Here is a 16232-nt window from a genome sequence, read left to right on the forward strand (position 1 = left end):
TATGAGTTTAGCTCTCCAATATAAGAATGCAGGAGATCGCAAAAGGTTCCATTATAAATATCATTAAATAGCATACTTTTATAAGTGCGACTTTACGCTAGAACCAATACAAGAGATCCGTTAAGATCCGCCCCCCATTTATCTCGGTGGTAACCATGAACTACGAACAACTCGCACAGCAAATCAAAATTTGGGGAAAAGAACTCGGCTTTCAAAAAGTGGGGATCTGCGACGTTGACCTAAGTAAGCATGAGGCCGCACTGCAACAGTGGCTGGATGCCGGGTATCACGGTTCTATGGACTGGATGGCTCGACACGGCATGATGCGCGCGCGACCACATGAATTACTGCCGGGAACCATACGTGTTATCAGTGCGCGTATGGATTACCTACCGCCAGAAGCGCAATTCGCTTCAAACCTTGCCAATAAAAACCACGCCTACATCAGTCGTTATGCCCTAGGACGCGACTATCACAAACTCGTAAGAAAGCAGCTCAATAAGCTCGGTAAATTAATTGAAGAAGAAGTCGGTAAGTTTGGCTACCGCCCTTTTGTTGATTCCGCACCGATATTAGAGCGACCACTGGCTCAAAAAGCTGGGCTAGGTTGGACCGGGAAACATTCTCTGATCTTGGATAAAGACTGTGGTTCTTGGTTCTTTCTGGGCGAGTTACTGATTGATTTGCCATTACCGGTTGATAAACCAAGTGTCGATCAGTGTGGAAAATGCAAAGCGTGTATCACTTCATGTCCGACGCAAGCGATTGTAGACGACAAAGTGGTGGATGCACGACGTTGTATCTCCTACTTGACCATCGAGTTCGATGGCATCATTCCAGAAGAATTTCGAAAACCAATGGGGAACCGAATTTACGGCTGTGATGATTGCCAACTGGTGTGTCCATGGAACCGATATGCCGATATCACCGAACAAGAAGACTTTCATCGCCGTGATAGTTTTCAACACCCGGATTTAGTCGATATGTTTGGTTGGGATGAAGCCGCTTTCTTAAAGAACATGGAAGGCTCCGCGATTCGCCGAATTGGTCACTTACAATGGCTGCGTAATATTGCTGTCGCACTTGGCAACGCAGAATACAGTCAACGTGTCATTGATGCACTTGTCTCTCGTCAGGGAGAAAGTGACTTACTCGATGAACATATTATCTGGGCATTGAATCAGCAGCTGAACCAAACTCCGGTCAATGAGACTGAGTCAGTTGAAACGAAGAAAAACCGTTTAATCAGGATTGTAGAGAAAGGCTTACCGAGAGATGCATAAGGCGTAGTCTATATGCAAAAGATTGAAATGCTTTTTTCATGCGCAATTCATGACCTCGTTCTCAATTTTGTAATGTGGAAAAAAATTTGAGATTAGATAAAAAAGAGGTAGGAAAAAAAAGTTAAACACAATCCCAGTAAATGACTAGGATCAAAAAAATACAATGTAATGATCGTATTTTAACAACCAAGATCTATGTAGTTGTGCTTTTTTTCTTTATTTAACAGCCAGTTAAAACAAAATCCAATCACAATTCAAACACTTAAAAAATAAAAGATCTTCGTTTACTAACAAATAATGTCAAGCTAAAAACACTTTATCAACCAAGTTATCCACAGAACGCTGTATGTGGATAAGTCTGTTAATGAAAGATAGCAAAAACACTCGCATACCAGAGCACTATTGTGTCTGCCGATTCATATAATGTTTTCAACACAAACGAAAACACCCGACATCATACAATGCGGATTAAAATTTATTTTAGGGGAGTTATGCTTCACAGCATGATGAAAAGAGCGATGTGGATTGGTTGCGGAGGCTGGATTTGATCCGAGCGGCGCATCCGTCGACGGCCTGAGGGTTATGAAAAATAACAATCAAACTATCTTGAATTTGGTTGCGGGGGCCGGATTTGAACCGACGACCTTCGGGTTATGAGCCCGACGAGCTACCAAGCTGCTCCACCCCGCGTCCGTATTTCACTGTTAAGCACAATGAGAGCTATATGTTTGGAGCGACACACGAGGTTCGAACTCGTGACCTCAACCTTGGCAAGGTTGCGCTCTACCAACTGAGCTAGTGTCGCATGATTAACCGCTAGTGCGCTTAATCTTAATTTGGTTGCGGGGGCCGGATTTGAACCGACGACCTTCGGGTTATGAGCCCGACGAGCTACCAAGCTGCTCCACCCCGCGTCCGTATTTCATTGTTAAGCACAATGAGAGCTATCAAACTGGAGCGACACACGAGGTTCGAACTCGTGACCTCAACCTTGGCAAGGTTGCGCTCTACCAACTGAGCTAGTGTCGCATTTTGTCACTGTTAAGCACAATGAGGGCTATCAAATTGGAGCGACACACGAGGTTCGAACTCGTGACCTCAACCTTGGCAAGGTTGCGCTCTACCAACTGAGCTAGTGTCGCATGATTAACCGCTAGTGCGTTTAATCTTAATTTGGTTGCGGGGGCCGGATTTGAACCGACGACCTTCGGGTTATGAGCCCGACGAGCTACCAAGCTGCTCCACCCCGCGTCCGTATTTCACTGTTAAGCACAATGAGAGCTATCAAATTGGAGCGACACACGAGGTTCGAACTCGTGACCTCAACCTTGGCAAGGTTGCGCTCTACCAACTGAGCTAGTGTCGCATATTCTCAGAAGAGAATTGGTTGCGGGAGCCGGATTTGAACCGACGACCTTCGGGTTATGAGCCCGACGAGCTACCAGGCTGCTCCATCCCGCGTCCGTATTTCATTGTTAAGCACAATGAGAGCTATCAAATTGGAGCGACACACGAGGTTCGAACTCGTGACCTCAACCTTGGCAAGGTTGCGCTCTACCAACTGAGCTAGTGTCGCATATTCTCATAAGAGAATTGGTTGCGGGGGCCGGATTTGAACCGACGACCTTCGGGTTATGAGCCCGACGAGCTACCAAGCTGCTCCACCCCGCGTCCGTAATCATCATTCAAAGCATGATGAGCGCTTATCAAACTGGAGCGACACACGAGGTTCGAACTCGTGACCTCAACCTTGGCAAGGTTGCGCTCTACCAACTGAGCTAGTGTCGCATTCACAACGTTTCCGTTGTTCAGGGCTGCGAATTATAAGAGCATTTTTTTGTGATGCAAGTCCTTCCTTCAAAAAAACTTTAAATTTTTACTGAATGATGAAAAAGCAAGCAAAACAACCATGAATGACAACTATTTAGATCGCAGCCTTAACAATTAAATCTTAAAGATTGTCTCGCGATAGTACTTCAGTTCAGCAATAGACTCACGAATGTCATCTAAAGCCAAATGTGTACCTTGTTTAGAAAAACCATCCAGCACTTCTGGTTTCCATCGACGAGTAAGCTCTTTCAGCGTGCTGACATCCAAATAACGGTAGTGAAAGTATTCTTCCAGTTCTGGCATGTGCTTGTACAAGAAGCGACGATCCTGACCAATGCTGTTACCGCAAATTGGAGAAGCGCCTTTAGGCACCCACGGCTCTAGGAAAGCAATAGTTTGAGCAACCGCATCTTGTTCAGTCACTTTGCTGTTGCGAACACGCTCAACCAAGCCACTTGCGGTATGGGTATTAGTACACCAGTCATCCATCTTAGCCAATTCTTCTTCCGGCTGATGAACTGCAAGTACCGGCCCTTCTGCCAGAATATTTAATTCGCTATCGGTGACAATAGAAGCAATTTCTATGATTTTGTGCGTTTCAGGATCGAGCCCCGTCATCTCTAAATCAACCCATATCAGGTTTTGATCGCTAAAGGACATGGTTACGCCGCCTATTTGTTTATCGATAAAAAAGGTACTATACCTCAAAATACTTGAAACACGATACTCACTAACTTGAGCCGAGAGCGAGCTCAATAGCTTGAGTTAACTCATATTAAGTACAAAATTGTGGCTAAAAAGAAAAAGTTAACCAAAGGTCAGGTACGACGCGTTCGTAACAACCAACAGAAACGTTTGAAGAAACAAGAAGAGTCCATCCAATGGGATGAGAACATGCTAGGCGCGAGTAAACAGGGCTTAGTGATCACCCGTTTTGGCCAACATGCCGATATTGAAGATTTAGAAACGGGTCAGGTCCAACGCTGTAACCTTCGTCGCGGTGTTGAATCTCTGGTTTCTGGAGACCGAGTACTGTGGCGCGAAGGTCTCGAGTCGATGGCTGGAATATCTGGTGTGGTGGAAGCGGTTGAACCTCGTACTTCAATGCTGACTCGACCGGACTACTACGATGGCCTCAAACCCGTCGCGGCGAACATCAACCAAATGGTGATTGTCTCTTCTGTTTTGCCAGAGCTTTCGCTCAATATCATCGACCGTTACTTAGTTGCTGCAGAGACACTCTGCATTGCGCCTTTACTCGTTCTGAACAAAGTCGATCTGCTTGAAGATGACGATCGTGCGACGTATGAAGAATGGCTAAAAGAATATGAGCGCATTGGCTATAAAGTACTGTTTGTCAGTAAGAAATCTGGTGAAGGCATTAAGGAACTGGAAGCTCAGTTACGCGATCGTATTAACATCTTCGTCGGTCAATCGGGTGTGGGCAAATCCAGCCTGGTAAACGCACTGATGCCAGAACTCGAGCAAGAAGTGGAAGAAGGCGAAATTTCTGAAAACTCAGGATTAGGTCAACATACGACAACGGCCGCACGTCTTTACCACATCCCAACAGGTGGCGATTTGATTGACTCCCCAGGGGTTCGTGAGTTTGGTCTGTGGCACTTAGAAGCAGAAGAAGTCACGAAAGCGTTCGTCGAGTTCCGTCCTTATCTTGGTGGCTGCAAATTCCGAGACTGTAAACACAATGATGATCCTGGTTGTATTCTGCGTGAAGCCGTGGAGAAAGGTGAAGTCAGTGAAGTTCGATTTGAGAACTACCACCGTATTCTCGAAAGCATGGGCGAGAATAAGGCAAACCGTCAATATTCTCGCAGTAAGAAAGCGGATCTGTAACCGAATTGTCGCCGCAACTGTGTAATAATTCTTCACCGAATACTGACAAGCCAATTAAATTTCAGTAACATCACGCGCCCTAACGTGCGTATCTAACAGAAGTATCGGAATTAAAGATGGACAAGATTAAAGTTGGACTGCAGTACTGGATCCCACAACATGGCTTAACTCGCCTGATGGGTAAACTAGCTTCATCAAAAGCTGGCAGTCTGACCACAGCAGTTATTCGCTGGTTTGTCAAACAGTACAATGTGAACATGGACGAGGCGAAGCACTCTGACCCTAAGCACTTTAAAACGTTCAACGAGTTTTTTGTTCGTGAACTTAAAGAAGGCGCACGTCCGATTGCTGAAGGCGAAGCAGTGATCACTCACCCTGCAGACGCTTGTGTCAGTCAATTTGGCCCGATCGAAGACGGTCAATTGATTCAGGCAAAAGGCCACAACTTCTCGGCACAAGAACTGCTTGGCGGTGATGCAAAGCTGGCAGAAGAGTTCCAAGACGGCTCATTTGCAACGCTATACCTGTCACCTCGTGACTACCACCGTGTGCACATGCCGTGCGACGGAACGCTGCGTCAAATGATTTACGTACCGGGCGATCTGTTCTCAGTAAACCCACTGACTGCGGAAAATGTGCCAAACCTATTTGCGCGTAATGAGCGCGTCGTTTGTATTTTTGATACCGAGTTTGGCCCAATGGCTCAGGTTCTGGTTGGCGCAACCATCGTAGGCAGCATCGAACAAGTTTGGGCTGGTACGATTACGCCTCCTCGCGGTAATACCGTTTACAAATGGGACTACCCAGCAGAAGGTAACAAAGCAGTTATCCTGAAAAAAGGTGAAGAGATGGGTCGCTTTAAGCTAGGTTCAACCGTTATCAACCTGTTCGCAAAAGATGCCATCACATTCGATGAAAGCATGGAAAATGGTAAGACAACGGTAATGGGTACGCCTTACGCTCATAAGCAGTAAGTTTTCCTGTAAAAAAGCTGATTTCAAAGCCTCCAAATGCGGAGGCTTTTTTATTGATAAAAAACAAAACTCTGTTCGAAATTTAGCCTAATATTTTCAAACTCATACCTGCCTCTAAGTACTTAAAAGCGCAATCAATTATTCTGTGCAATGGAGTGACTATTTAAAGGGGCTACCAATGCCAAAGATGAGTGCGAGTACGCTGGTCAAATTGCTGGTGTGTTTTTTGATTCCGCTTGGCGTCCTAATGATGCCGATCGATGCTATTCCTATTGATGACCTGACTTTAATTCAACATCGTCTACTGGCTATTTTTCTTCTTGCCGCCTTACTTTGGGTACTAGAACCCGTTCCGGTTTTCGCTACCTCAATTCTGATCATCGCTCTTGAGCTGATCATGATCTCGGATAAAGGATTGCATCTCTTTCGTGCTCCACCAGCTGGGCACGATCTCGGTGACCTGATCGCCTACACCGATATTTTTTCTGCATTCTCATCGCCGATCATCATTCTCTTCATGGGTGGTTTTGCCCTTGCAATTGCTGCCTCAAAATACGATCTCGACAACAACCTTGCACGTGTTCTGCTTAAACCATTTGGTACACAGCCTAAATTCATCATGCTTGGCCTGATGCTAATCACCGCCGTATTCTCGATGTTTATGTCCAATACCGCGACAACGGTGATGATGCTGGCTCTATTAGGCCCAATTGTGGCTTCTGCCCCTAAGGGCGATCTAGGCATTAAAGCACTGGTGTTATGTATCCCTATCGCGGCAAACACAGGTGGTATCGCAACACCGATTGGTACGCCTCCCAATGCGATTGCTCTGCAGTATCTAACCGGTGAAAACACGATAGACTTTCTGAGCTGGATGATGATGGGTCTGCCGTTTGTATTAATACAACTGACGATCGCCTGGTTCTTACTGCAGAAGCTCTTTCCTTCCAGCGAGGCGGAGATGAAACTCAAACTGGATGGGACATTTAAAAGGAGTTGGCGCGCGTATGTGGTCTACGTAACGTTCGCGATGACGATTCTACTGTGGATGACGACCACGGCGCACGGTATGAATACCTATGTCGTGGCTATTATCCCGCTGGCCATTTTCACCTTAACAGGCATCATGGGTAAGGAAGAGTTGAAACTGATCAACTGGGACGTACTGTGGCTGGTAGCCGGTGGTATTGCGATTGGCATTGCACTGGATAAAACGGGCTTAGCAGAAGCCTTAGCCCACGCAATAGACTACGAGTCACTCTCTCCGTTTGCGGTTGTAATCGCTCTCTCGATTGTCTGCTGGCTAATGGCAAACTTTATGTCAAACACCGCAACAGCGAACTTATTGATGCCAATTGCTGCCGCTATTGGTGCGTCCATGCCAAGTCTGGCTTCTATCGGTGGGCTTCAGGGGCTGTTGGTCGTGGTCGCCTTCTCCGCATCACTCGGTATGATTTTACCTGTCTCGACACCGCCAAACTCTCTGGCTTACTCGACAGGCTTGATAGCAAGTAAAGACATGGCGAAAGTCGGTCTTATCCTTGGACTGGTCGGCTTGTTTATCGTTTATGGCGCCGTGCTTATTCTCTTTTAGCTCTCAAACCTGACCATCAGATACAATCGGAAAGCCAATCTTGGTTTTGGAGAAAAAGCAGCTTATCACGCTGCTTTTTCTTTGCCGCTAACTTGTTCTTTTACATCGATACAATTTAATGCATATTAATGCTCCCTCCCGAACCAACAGGACTTTACTCAATCATGGGTTATGAATGGCTGGCACTTTGTGCTGCTTTTTTGTGGGCGATCTCTAGCTTAATTTCCGTCATTCCGGCGCAGCATTTGGGCGCTTTCGCTTATAGCCGTTGGCGTATGGGATGCACGGCAGTCATCCTTACAACCATGGCCTGGGTGACGGGTGGCTGGTTAAGTGTGTCGATGGAACACGTCACACCAATGATGGCATCTGGCTTAATTGGTATTTTCATTGGTGATACCGCCCTGTTTGCCTGTATGAACCGTATGGGGCCAAGGCAAGCGGGTTTGCTGTTCTCCTGTCACGCCGTATTCTCAACCATCCTTGGCTATTTCCTGTTTAGTGAAAGCATGACCAATACGGAATTGCTCGGCTCAGCGCTGGTATTTAGTGGCGTCGTCATGGCCATTTTCTTTGGCCGACGCGGGCAAACGAATAACGTTTTAGAAGAGGTCAAAGGCAATATCTGGCTAGGGATAGGATTAGGGCTCACTGCAGCAATGTGTCAGGCGCTTGGTGGCATCATAGCCAAGCCAGTGATGCAAACGAGCGTTGACCCCGTCGCAGCATCGGCGATTCGTATGATCAGCGCTTTTATTGCTCACTGCTTGTTACTGGTCATCGGAGTAAAAGTCGCCAGACCAACACAACATATTACGTGGCGTGTTTTTGGTATTACTGCACTGAACGGTTTTCTCGCCATGGCGGTTGGTATGACACTGATTCTTTACGCACTTCGTGAGGGGAATGTAGGCATGGTCGCTCTACTGTCTTCCACCACACCAATCATGCTGCTACCACTGCTCTGGATTTATACCAAGCGCAGACCAAACAGATTTGCCTGGCTGGGCGCCGCTCTCGCAGTGATTGGAGCAGGGATTTTGGTCCACTAGAGTCCATAGAACATCAGAAACAAAAAAGCCCGAGATCAACTCGGGCTTTTATCATTCTGCATTTCGGTTAATTACTTAACCAGAATATCACCAGACATTTCTGCAGGGATTTCCAGACCAGCCAGAGAAAGCATGGTTGGCGCTAGATCAGACAGTTTACCGCCTTCTTTAAACTCAACCGCTTTGTCACCTACGTAGATTAGAGGTACTGGTAGGTTTGTGTGTGCAGTGTGAGTACCGCCAGTTTCTGGGTCAACCATCATTTCTGCGTTACCGTGGTCAGCAGTGATAAGTAGCTGGCCGCCCGCTTCTTTGATAGCTTCAACCACTTTGCCCACGCTTTCGTCTAGCGCTTCGATCGCTTTTTCAGCCGCTTCGTAAACACCAGTGTGACCAACCATGTCTGCGTTCGGGTAGTTACAGATGATAGTGTCGTACTTACCAGATTTAATAGCCGCTACCAGCTTCTCAGTTAGCTCTGGAGAGCTCATTTCTGGTTGAAGGTCGTAAGTTGCAACTTTTGGAGAAGCAACAAGTTGACGCTCTTCACCATCAAATTCGCTTTCAACACCGCCGTTGAAGAAGAAAGTCACGTGCGCGTATTTCTCTGTTTCAGAGATACGTAGCTGAGTTTGACCTTGCTTAGACAACCACTCACCGTACGTGTTCTCTAGAGACGCAGGTGGGAATGCGATTGCTAGTGGGATATCCGCTGCGTATTGAGTCAGCATCACGAAGTGAAGTGATGGGAATGCTTCGCGCTCAAAACCATCAAATTCAGGTACGAATGCACGTGTGATTTGACGTGCGCGGTCTGCGCGGTAGTTCATGAAGATAACCGCATCGCCATCTTGCATGATTGCATCTTCTTCGCCTTCCGCTTTGATTGCTGTCGCTTTCACGAACTCATCGTTTTCTTCACGAGCGTAAGCCGCTTCCAAGCCAGCTACTGCAGTTTCAGCTGTGAATTCTGCTTTCGCTTGAGTTAGAAGATCGTAAGCTACCTGAACACGTTCCCAGTTGTTATCACGGTCCATTGCGTAGTAACGGCCCACTAGAGAAGCAACGCGGCCTTTGCCTAGTTTCGCGAATAGATCTTGGAAACGTTGTAGCGAGTTTTCTGCACTGCGAGGTGGCGTATCACGGCCGTCCAGGAAGCAGTGTAGGTAGATTTTTTCTGCGCCACGAGCTGCAGCCATTTCAACCGCTGCGTAGATGTGATCTTCGTGAGAGTGTACGCCACCTGGAGACATCAGACCCATGATGTGTACTGCTTTCTCAGCTTTTACAGCTGCATCGATAGCTTCAACCAACGCTGGTGTTTCAGCGAATTCGCCGTCTGCGATAGATTTAGTAATACGAGTTAGGTCTTGGTATACAACGCGACCTGCGCCAATGTTAGTGTGACCAACTTCTGAGTTACCCATTTGACCATCAGGAAGGCCAACATCCATACCTGAAGCAGAGATTAGAGTATTTGGGTTGTTCGCAATCAGTGCATCCATTACTGGCGTTTTCGCATTCGCAATTGCGTTACTTGCTGTGTCTTCACGGTAACCGTAACCGTCAAGGATAACTAGAGCCAATGGCTTCTTAGCTGACATAGTGATGACCTCATCAAATTTAGTAACTTTTTGGCGTAGGGCTTCTCTGCCCCATCTAACCCTGAAACAAAACTAGCGTAATTTTACTACACTTTTTAACCAAAACTGTAGGGTAAGATCAAATATTGTTTGCGATTTATCGTTGCTATCTTACAAGTTTAGGAAACAACGAGTCTCTGTCAGCAAACCTGTCCAACAAGCATAGTCACTCCCCACAAGCTTTGTACACCCGGTCTATATTCGATTTTTACGTCCGATTTTGGCGGTAGATCTTTCTAAGCAAGTCGCGTTTTAGACCTGTGTTGTTGCTTGAAAGACAAAACCTATCGCTTATTGTTCTCCTTTTCCTGAAAAACAGAAGTCACTTAGACCAATAGCTACAATAGGAAATCTTGATGAATAAAGCCGCGGCCAGTGGCAGGGTAATTCTGGCGTGATGAATTTGTAGAGATCTCAATTATTCGTTAGAAAATTTTAACCCTCTCGCCTAAGAGGCCTAACCTCGCTATACTCCTGCTTTAATTTTCCGCCAACAGTGCAAGAGCTCAAGACATGCAAGAGTACATTGAATTTTTCCAACAAAACATGATTCTATCTTTGGTTTGGGTAGGTCTTCTTATCGCATTTATCCTGAATATCGTTAAGTCAGCAACAGCGGCATACAAAGAAATCAACGTAAACCAACTGACTCACCTTATTAACCGTGAAAACGGTGTTGTGGTGGATATTCGTACACAAGATGAATACAAAAAAGGCCATATCACTGACTCACTTCACATTTTACCGTCTGATATCAAATCAGGTAGCTTTGGTAGCCTTGAAAACCATAAATCCGACCCAATCATCCTAGTATGCAAGACGGGCCAAACCGCTCAGGAGAGCGCAAACCTACTAGCAAAAGCAGGCTTTACAAACGTAAGTCTACTTAAGAATGGTTTGATCGCATGGAACGAAGCGAACCTTCCTTTAGTACGCGGTAAAAAGTAGTACAAAGGTCGCATTCATCGCGATTGAGAGCCTAGTGGATAACAAACTGAGCAAATAAAAAGCAGTTGAAGCCCTAAGTTGTGACGCTTTGCACGTAATACACGCTTCATCTAGTCACGGTAAACTTGCTCAGTTAGTCTCAGGACAAACCAGATTTCTGGGTTTAGGCGTTCTAAACCCAACAAATGTTTATTAAGGATTTAAAAATGGCAGAAGCTACACCACAAGACGCACAACAAAACTTCGCAATTCAACGCATCTTCCTAAAAGACGTTTCTTTCGAAGCGCCTAACTCTCCAGTAGTCTTTCAAAAAGAGTGGAACCCAGACGTTAAACTAGACCTAGACACTCAAAGCCGTGAGCTTGGTGAAGGCGTTTACGAAGTCGTTCTACGTCTGACAGTTACTGTTAAGAACGAAGAAGAAACAGCGTTCCTATGTGAAGTTCAACAAGGTGGTATCTTCACAGCTGAAAAAATGGAAGCTGGCCAACTAGCGCATTGCCTAGGTGCATTCTGCCCTAACATCCTATTCCCATACGCTCGCGAAACTATCTCAAGCCTAGTGGTTAAAGGTACGTTCCCTCAACTGAACCTAGCACCAGTAAACTTTGACGCTCTGTTCATGAACTACCTACAACAGCAAGCTCAACAAAGTGAAGGCGAAGCTGAAGCGTAATTCACATTTGTAAGTGACACGTCGGTTTGAAGACAGCCGAAAGTGTCACATACCTAAGAAAATGCACAAAGCGTCCACCGAGCGATGCGATGTGCATTTTTTATTTCTGAATAAGTTGCAAGACAAACCCTAGTTCCTAGCCCCTAGACAGCGTAAAATCTGGCAATAATGAACTAGATTCTACTAGTAGAACAACGATTAGGCGGTAGCATGACACAAGCAAATACCAACAATGCTTACGGTAAAGACATCGCAATGACTGTGATTGGCGCAGGCTCGTATGGCACCTCACTGGCTATTTCTCTTGCCCGTAACGGTGCAAACGTGATCCTTTGGGGTCATGACCCAGAGCACATGGCTCGCCTTGAAGCAGATCGTGCTAACCACGAATTCTTACCTGGTATCGATTTTCCAGAAAGCCTGATTATCGAATCAGATCTGGAAAAAGCGGTGCAAGCAAGTCGTGACTTGTTGGTTGTCGTTCCGAGCCATGTATTTGGTATCGTTCTGAAAAGCTGTAAGCCTTTCCTACGTGAAGATACGCGCATCTGCTGGGCAACCAAAGGCCTAGAGCCAGAAACCGGTCGTCTTTTAAAAGATGTCGCCTTTGATATCATCGGGGAAAACTACTCGCTGGCGGTATTGTCTGGCCCAACTTTCGCCAAAGAACTGGCCATGGGGCTGCCAACGGCAATTTCCGTTGCCTCACCAGATGCTGAATTTGTTGCTGATCTGCAAGAAAAGATCCACTGCAGCAAAACATTCCGCGTGTACGCCAACAGTGACTTTATTGGCATGCAGCTTGGTGGCGCCGTGAAAAATGTCATTGCGATCGGCGCTGGTATGTCAGATGGTATCGGATTTGGTGCTAACGCACGAACTGCACTGATCACCCGAGGCTTGGCCGAAATGAGCCGTTTAGGTGCTGCTCTGGGTGCGAAACCAGAAACCTTTATGGGTATGGCTGGGTTGGGTGATCTTGTTCTCACCTGTACTGATAACCAATCCCGTAACCGTCGTTTTGGTTTGGCATTAGGTCAAGGTAAAGACGTCGATACCGCGCAGGAAGAAATTGGTCAGGTTGTGGAAGGTTACCGCAACACCAAAGAGGTATGGATGCTCTCCCAACGTATGGGTGTTGAAATGCCAATTGTTGACCAAATTTATCAAGTATTGTATCAAGGAAAAGACGCGCGCCTGGCAGCACAAGATTTACTTGCTCGTGACAAAAAGTCTGAAGGTAAATAGCACCCTAACGCCTCATCTGAGAAGAATATAAGTTGTCGGGTCACGGAAGAAGAACTACTCAGGATATTGAGAATGAAACACTGCGAAAAACAAAAAGTCTGGAACAAAATTGTTGCAGAAGCCCGCGAAATGTCAGAGCAGGAGCCAATGCTGGCCAGCTTTTACCACGCGACGATCATCAAGCATGAAAGTCTCGGCGCTGCCCTGAGTTACATTTTGGCCAACAAATTAGACACAGCCTCGATGCCTGCTATGGCAGTGAGGGAGGTAATTGAAGAGGCGTTTATCGCCGATCCAAACATTACCGACTGTGCGGCCTGCGACATTTGTGCCACAGTGAATCGTGACCCTGCGGTTTCTATGTACTCAATGCCCCTGCTGTATTTAAAAGGCTACCACGCGCTGCAAGGATATCGTGTCGCAAACTGGTTGTGGTCACAAGGTCGTCATGCATTAGCGACCTATCTGCAAAACCAAATTTCGGTTGCGTGTCAGGTGGATATTCACCCTGCGGCGCGAATTGGTTGTGGGATCATGCTCGACCACGCGACTGGCATCGTGATTGGTGAAACCGCCGTTGTGGAAGATGATGTATCTATCCTGCAGGACGTGACCTTAGGTGGTACGGGTAAAGAGTGCGGCGATCGTCACCCGAAAATCCGTGAAGGCGTGATGATCGGTGCCGGTGCAAAAATTCTCGGTAACATCGAAGTAGGTGAAGGTGCAAAAATTGGCTCTTGCTCCGTGGTTCTACAACCGGTTCCCCCTCACACGACCGTGGCAGGGGTACCAGCAAAAATCGTGGGCCGACCAAAAACAGATAAGCCATCACTCGATATGGACCAGGGCTTCAATGGCAAATCTCAAAGCTTTATCCATGGAGATGGTATTTAATCGCTCTCTAATTTTTATATAACAACAATGTGGTAGGTAACTCTCAAGTGCGAAAACAAAATCATCCTGTGCTCCGCTCGGCTATTTTATTAACTTGTGCTTTATCTGCCACGTTCCCTATCACCTCTTCCGCTGTGAGTCAGCAAGAGTTGAAAGGGGTCTCCAGCGAAATCAATCGCCAGAAGAAAGCCCTCACCTCTCAAGAAAAGCAACTGAATGAACTGCAAAAATCTCTTAAAGACCAAGAGCTGGGGATCTCAGCTCTAGAAAGAGAGATCAAACAGACCAAAGCAGAGCTCACTCAAGCCGATAAAAACATCAATAACTTAGAAGAAAAGATCGCCTTACAAGAGGGTCAGCGTCAGGCGCAGGAAGAAGAGCTGAAACAGCTTCTGCAAACCTATTACGTGACTGAGCGAGCTAAAGCCAATGGACACTTGCTCAATCAGGGCGTCGAAGAAGATCGTATCAGCCAGTACTTTCAACACTTGGCAAAAGCGCGCTCCGAAATCATTGATGCCATTACCCAAACCACTCAGAAGCTGGAACACAATAAGAACCAACTTGAGCTGGAAAAAGAGCAAATTGAAACCCTGCTAAAACAGCAATCCGAAAAGCGTACTGCGCTGGCAAGTACGCAGTCGAAGCGTAAGCAAACGCTGAGCAAAATTCAGGGCAGCATTACCAACGACAAACGCTATCTGGCAGAGTTGCAGCGTAATGAGACTCGCCTTAAAGCCGAAATCGCTAAAGCCGCTAAACGCAATGCGGTACCAATGGATGGTTTAGGTAAGCAGCGCGGTAAACTGCCTTGGCCAATAACAGGTAGTGTTCTGCATAACTTCGGTACTCGTCAGACTGGCCAGGTTAACTGGAAAGGCATGGTGCTATCCGCCAACTATGGCCAGCAAGTCAAAGCGGTTTATCCCGGCACTGTCGTATTCGCTGAGTACTTACGTGGTTATGGATTAGTGGTACTCCTCGACCACGGTAAAGGAGACATGACCCTTTACGGATACAATCAGGCACTAACGAAGAAAGAAGGCGATAGAGTGACGGCTGGTGAGGTTATTGCTCTTGCTGGTGATACCGGAGGCCAAGACAGAGCATCCCTTTACTTTGAGATTCGTCGCAACAGCGAAGCACAAAACCCGAAATCCTGGTTAAAGCGCCTGTAAGTAAAAATAGCCTAAAAAGAAAAAGGAGCCGATGGCTCCTTTTTGCACAAATGAATGACTCTAAATCGTTACGCGTAATACGTTTCAACCGCATCAATAAATGCGCTCACATCATCTTTGCTTAACGCATTGATTCCCGCCGCAGCCTCTCGACCACCGCCTGTCGGGAACTGTCCACAAACCGCCACCGCACCCTGCTTGTTATTCAATGGAGCGCGCAGTGATACCGTATAAGTACCATCTACGTTTTCGGTTAAAACAGCATGAGCTGAATCTGGGTTTTGATTCGCCAACCAGTTACCATAAACTCCGCTGATACGACGTGAAGCCGCATTGTCTGGTAGCTCAAACAGTTTCAGTTTATTGCTTTCATGGGTGGCAGGAATCGCTTGGGCGGCATCCATATCTTGCTGATAGGCCGATTGCAGCAAGTAGAATGGAGAAGACGTATCTGCAATGACATCAAATGGCGAAGTATATTTAATCAATGCTTGATATAAATCCGCCGGATGAAAATGTAGATCGTCAACCTTCGAACCATAGCAGTTGTAATTGATCAACGTACCCAGCTCTTTTAGTTGCGCTTTCTGCTCTGCCGAAAAGCCAGCAAGGTCAGCCAGGTCATCAGCTTTAGCAATCAGGTTATCACCATACGCTGCCGTTATAGCCCAGGCATGAAAACGTCCCTGCAACAGTTTATCGACAATCAAAGCCGTACACATATTCGCATCGAGATCGATGTGCGCATCTAAGTTGCCATGCTGTGGAATGTCACCCGCTTTATGGTGATCGGCGTAAAAAACATGAGCGCCCTGAGCCAAAGCATGCTCCAGACCTGCCATGTTCTTTTCCATCGAAACGTCTAATACCGTCAGCTCGTCACCCGCTTGAGCATCCACGCTTTCCACCAGCTTGATATCGCGCTTTACACCCGTTACCAATTTGGCTTCCAGAGGATCAGCTAAGCGCAGTTGCAGCAGAGCGATAATGCCGTCCGCATCACCATTAAATATGTCGTAATTCATTGAAAGATAATTCCTTTATCGAGATAACTTTG

13 protein-coding genes and 11 tRNA genes are annotated in these 16232 nt (G+C 46.6%); 10 read left to right on the plus strand and 14 right to left on the minus strand.

All coding sequences use genetic code 11. From position 1 onward, the window contains the following. Nucleotides 1–155: 155 nt before the first annotated feature. Complete coding sequence (queG, locus tag VEJY3_RS14565) at nucleotides 156–1283, plus strand: tRNA epoxyqueuosine(34) reductase QueG (protein ID WP_014233211.1); 1128 nt, start codon at nucleotides 156–158, stop codon at nucleotides 1281–1283. A 613-nt stretch (nucleotides 1284–1896) separates the two neighbouring features. Here queG and VEJY3_RS14570 read toward each other — a convergent pair. The 12 genes from VEJY3_RS14570 to orn all read right to left on the minus strand — a co-directional run bounded on the left by VEJY3_RS14570 (nucleotide 1897) and on the right by orn (nucleotide 3773). Further along, nucleotides 1897–1973, minus strand: a tRNA-Met gene (locus VEJY3_RS14570). Between the two features lie 39 nt (nucleotides 1974–2012). Next, nucleotides 2013–2088: transfer RNA gene (locus VEJY3_RS14575), tRNA-Gly, on the minus strand. A 32-nt stretch (nucleotides 2089–2120) separates the two neighbouring features. Next, nucleotides 2121–2197, minus strand: a tRNA-Met gene (locus VEJY3_RS14580). 39 nt (nucleotides 2198–2236) lie between these two features. Further along, a tRNA-Gly gene (locus VEJY3_RS14585) sits at nucleotides 2237–2312 on the minus strand. A gap of 37 nt (nucleotides 2313–2349) precedes the next feature. Continuing rightward, nucleotides 2350–2425 (minus strand) — tRNA-Gly (locus VEJY3_RS14590). Nucleotides 2426–2457: 32 nt separating this feature from the next. Continuing rightward, nucleotides 2458–2534, minus strand: a tRNA-Met gene (locus tag VEJY3_RS14595). 39 nt (nucleotides 2535–2573) lie between these two features. Further along, nucleotides 2574–2649, minus strand: a tRNA-Gly gene (locus tag VEJY3_RS14600). Nucleotides 2650–2667: 18 nt separating this feature from the next. Then, nucleotides 2668–2744 (minus strand) — tRNA-Met (locus tag VEJY3_RS14605). 39 nt (nucleotides 2745–2783) lie between these two features. Further along, nucleotides 2784–2859, minus strand: a tRNA-Gly gene (locus VEJY3_RS14610). An 18-nt stretch (nucleotides 2860–2877) separates the two neighbouring features. Next, nucleotides 2878–2954 (minus strand) — tRNA-Met (locus tag VEJY3_RS14615). Between the two features lie 41 nt (nucleotides 2955–2995). Continuing rightward, nucleotides 2996–3071: transfer RNA gene (locus VEJY3_RS14620), tRNA-Gly, on the minus strand. A gap of 156 nt (nucleotides 3072–3227) precedes the next feature. Beyond that, nucleotides 3228–3773, minus strand: a complete 546-nt coding sequence (orn, locus tag VEJY3_RS14625) for an oligoribonuclease (protein WP_014233212.1) — start codon at nucleotides 3771–3773, stop codon at nucleotides 3228–3230. A gap of 129 nt (nucleotides 3774–3902) precedes the next feature. On the opposite strand from orn, the gene rsgA reads away from it, so the two are divergent. From rsgA to VEJY3_RS14645, 4 genes are all read left to right on the plus strand, one after another. Next, the gene (gene rsgA / locus VEJY3_RS14630; RefSeq protein WP_014233213.1) at nucleotides 3903–4967 is read left to right on the plus strand and encodes a small ribosomal subunit biogenesis GTPase RsgA; all 1065 of its coding nucleotides are present in this window, start codon (nucleotides 3903–3905) and stop codon (nucleotides 4965–4967) included. Between the two features lie 116 nt (nucleotides 4968–5083). Beyond that, nucleotides 5084–5941 carry an archaetidylserine decarboxylase gene (asd, locus tag VEJY3_RS14635; protein ID WP_014233214.1) on the plus strand — a complete coding sequence of 286 codons (858 nt, stop codon included), beginning with the start codon at nucleotides 5084–5086 and terminating at the stop codon, nucleotides 5939–5941. Between the two features lie 178 nt (nucleotides 5942–6119). Beyond that, nucleotides 6120–7535 carry a DASS family sodium-coupled anion symporter gene (locus tag VEJY3_RS14640; RefSeq protein WP_014233215.1) on the plus strand — a complete coding sequence of 472 codons (1416 nt, stop codon included), beginning with the start codon at nucleotides 6120–6122 and terminating at the stop codon, nucleotides 7533–7535. A gap of 164 nt (nucleotides 7536–7699) precedes the next feature. Beyond that, nucleotides 7700–8587 (plus strand): DMT family transporter, encoded by an 888-nt coding sequence (locus tag VEJY3_RS14645; RefSeq protein ID WP_014233216.1) that lies wholly within the window; start codon nucleotides 7700–7702, stop codon nucleotides 8585–8587. Nucleotides 8588–8658: 71 nt separating this feature from the next. Here the strand turns inward: VEJY3_RS14645 and gpmM are convergent, their stop codons facing one another. Further along, nucleotides 8659–10191: a 2,3-bisphosphoglycerate-independent phosphoglycerate mutase gene (gene gpmM / locus VEJY3_RS14650; RefSeq protein ID WP_014233217.1), complete on the minus strand. Its 1533-nt coding sequence runs from the start codon at nucleotides 10189–10191 to the stop codon at nucleotides 8659–8661. A 552-nt stretch (nucleotides 10192–10743) separates the two neighbouring features. Between gpmM and VEJY3_RS14655 the strand changes: the two genes are divergently transcribed. The 5 genes from VEJY3_RS14655 to VEJY3_RS14675 all read left to right on the plus strand — a co-directional run bounded on the left by VEJY3_RS14655 (nucleotide 10744) and on the right by VEJY3_RS14675 (nucleotide 15175). Continuing rightward, entirely contained in the window at nucleotides 10744–11178 is a 435-nt protein-coding gene (locus VEJY3_RS14655) for a rhodanese-like domain-containing protein (RefSeq protein ID WP_014233218.1), read from the plus strand. 206 nt (nucleotides 11179–11384) lie between these two features. After that, on the plus strand, nucleotides 11385–11855 hold the full coding sequence (secB, locus tag VEJY3_RS14660) for a protein-export chaperone SecB (RefSeq protein WP_014233219.1): 471 nt from the start codon (nucleotides 11385–11387) through the stop codon (nucleotides 11853–11855). 210 nt (nucleotides 11856–12065) lie between these two features. After that, nucleotides 12066–13103 (plus strand): NAD(P)H-dependent glycerol-3-phosphate dehydrogenase, encoded by a 1038-nt coding sequence (gpsA, locus tag VEJY3_RS14665; RefSeq protein WP_014233220.1) that lies wholly within the window; start codon nucleotides 12066–12068, stop codon nucleotides 13101–13103. Nucleotides 13104–13175: 72 nt separating this feature from the next. Continuing rightward, nucleotides 13176–13997, plus strand: a complete 822-nt coding sequence (gene cysE / locus VEJY3_RS14670; RefSeq protein WP_014233221.1) for a serine O-acetyltransferase — start codon at nucleotides 13176–13178, stop codon at nucleotides 13995–13997. Between the two features lie 29 nt (nucleotides 13998–14026). Further along, nucleotides 14027–15175 (plus strand): murein hydrolase activator EnvC, encoded by a 1149-nt coding sequence (locus tag VEJY3_RS14675; RefSeq protein ID WP_041170278.1) that lies wholly within the window; start codon nucleotides 14027–14029, stop codon nucleotides 15173–15175. Between the two features lie 68 nt (nucleotides 15176–15243). Here the strand turns inward: VEJY3_RS14675 and VEJY3_RS14680 are convergent, their stop codons facing one another. Continuing rightward, nucleotides 15244–16200, minus strand: coding sequence for an acetyltransferase (locus VEJY3_RS14680; RefSeq protein ID WP_014233223.1), 957 nt, complete (start codon nucleotides 16198–16200; stop codon nucleotides 15244–15246). Nucleotides 16201–16232: the final 32 nt, after the last annotated feature.

This window comes from Vibrio sp. EJY3, assembly GCF_000241385.1.
In the GTDB taxonomy this organism is placed as follows: Bacteria; Pseudomonadota; Gammaproteobacteria; order Enterobacterales; family Vibrionaceae; genus Vibrio; species Vibrio natriegens.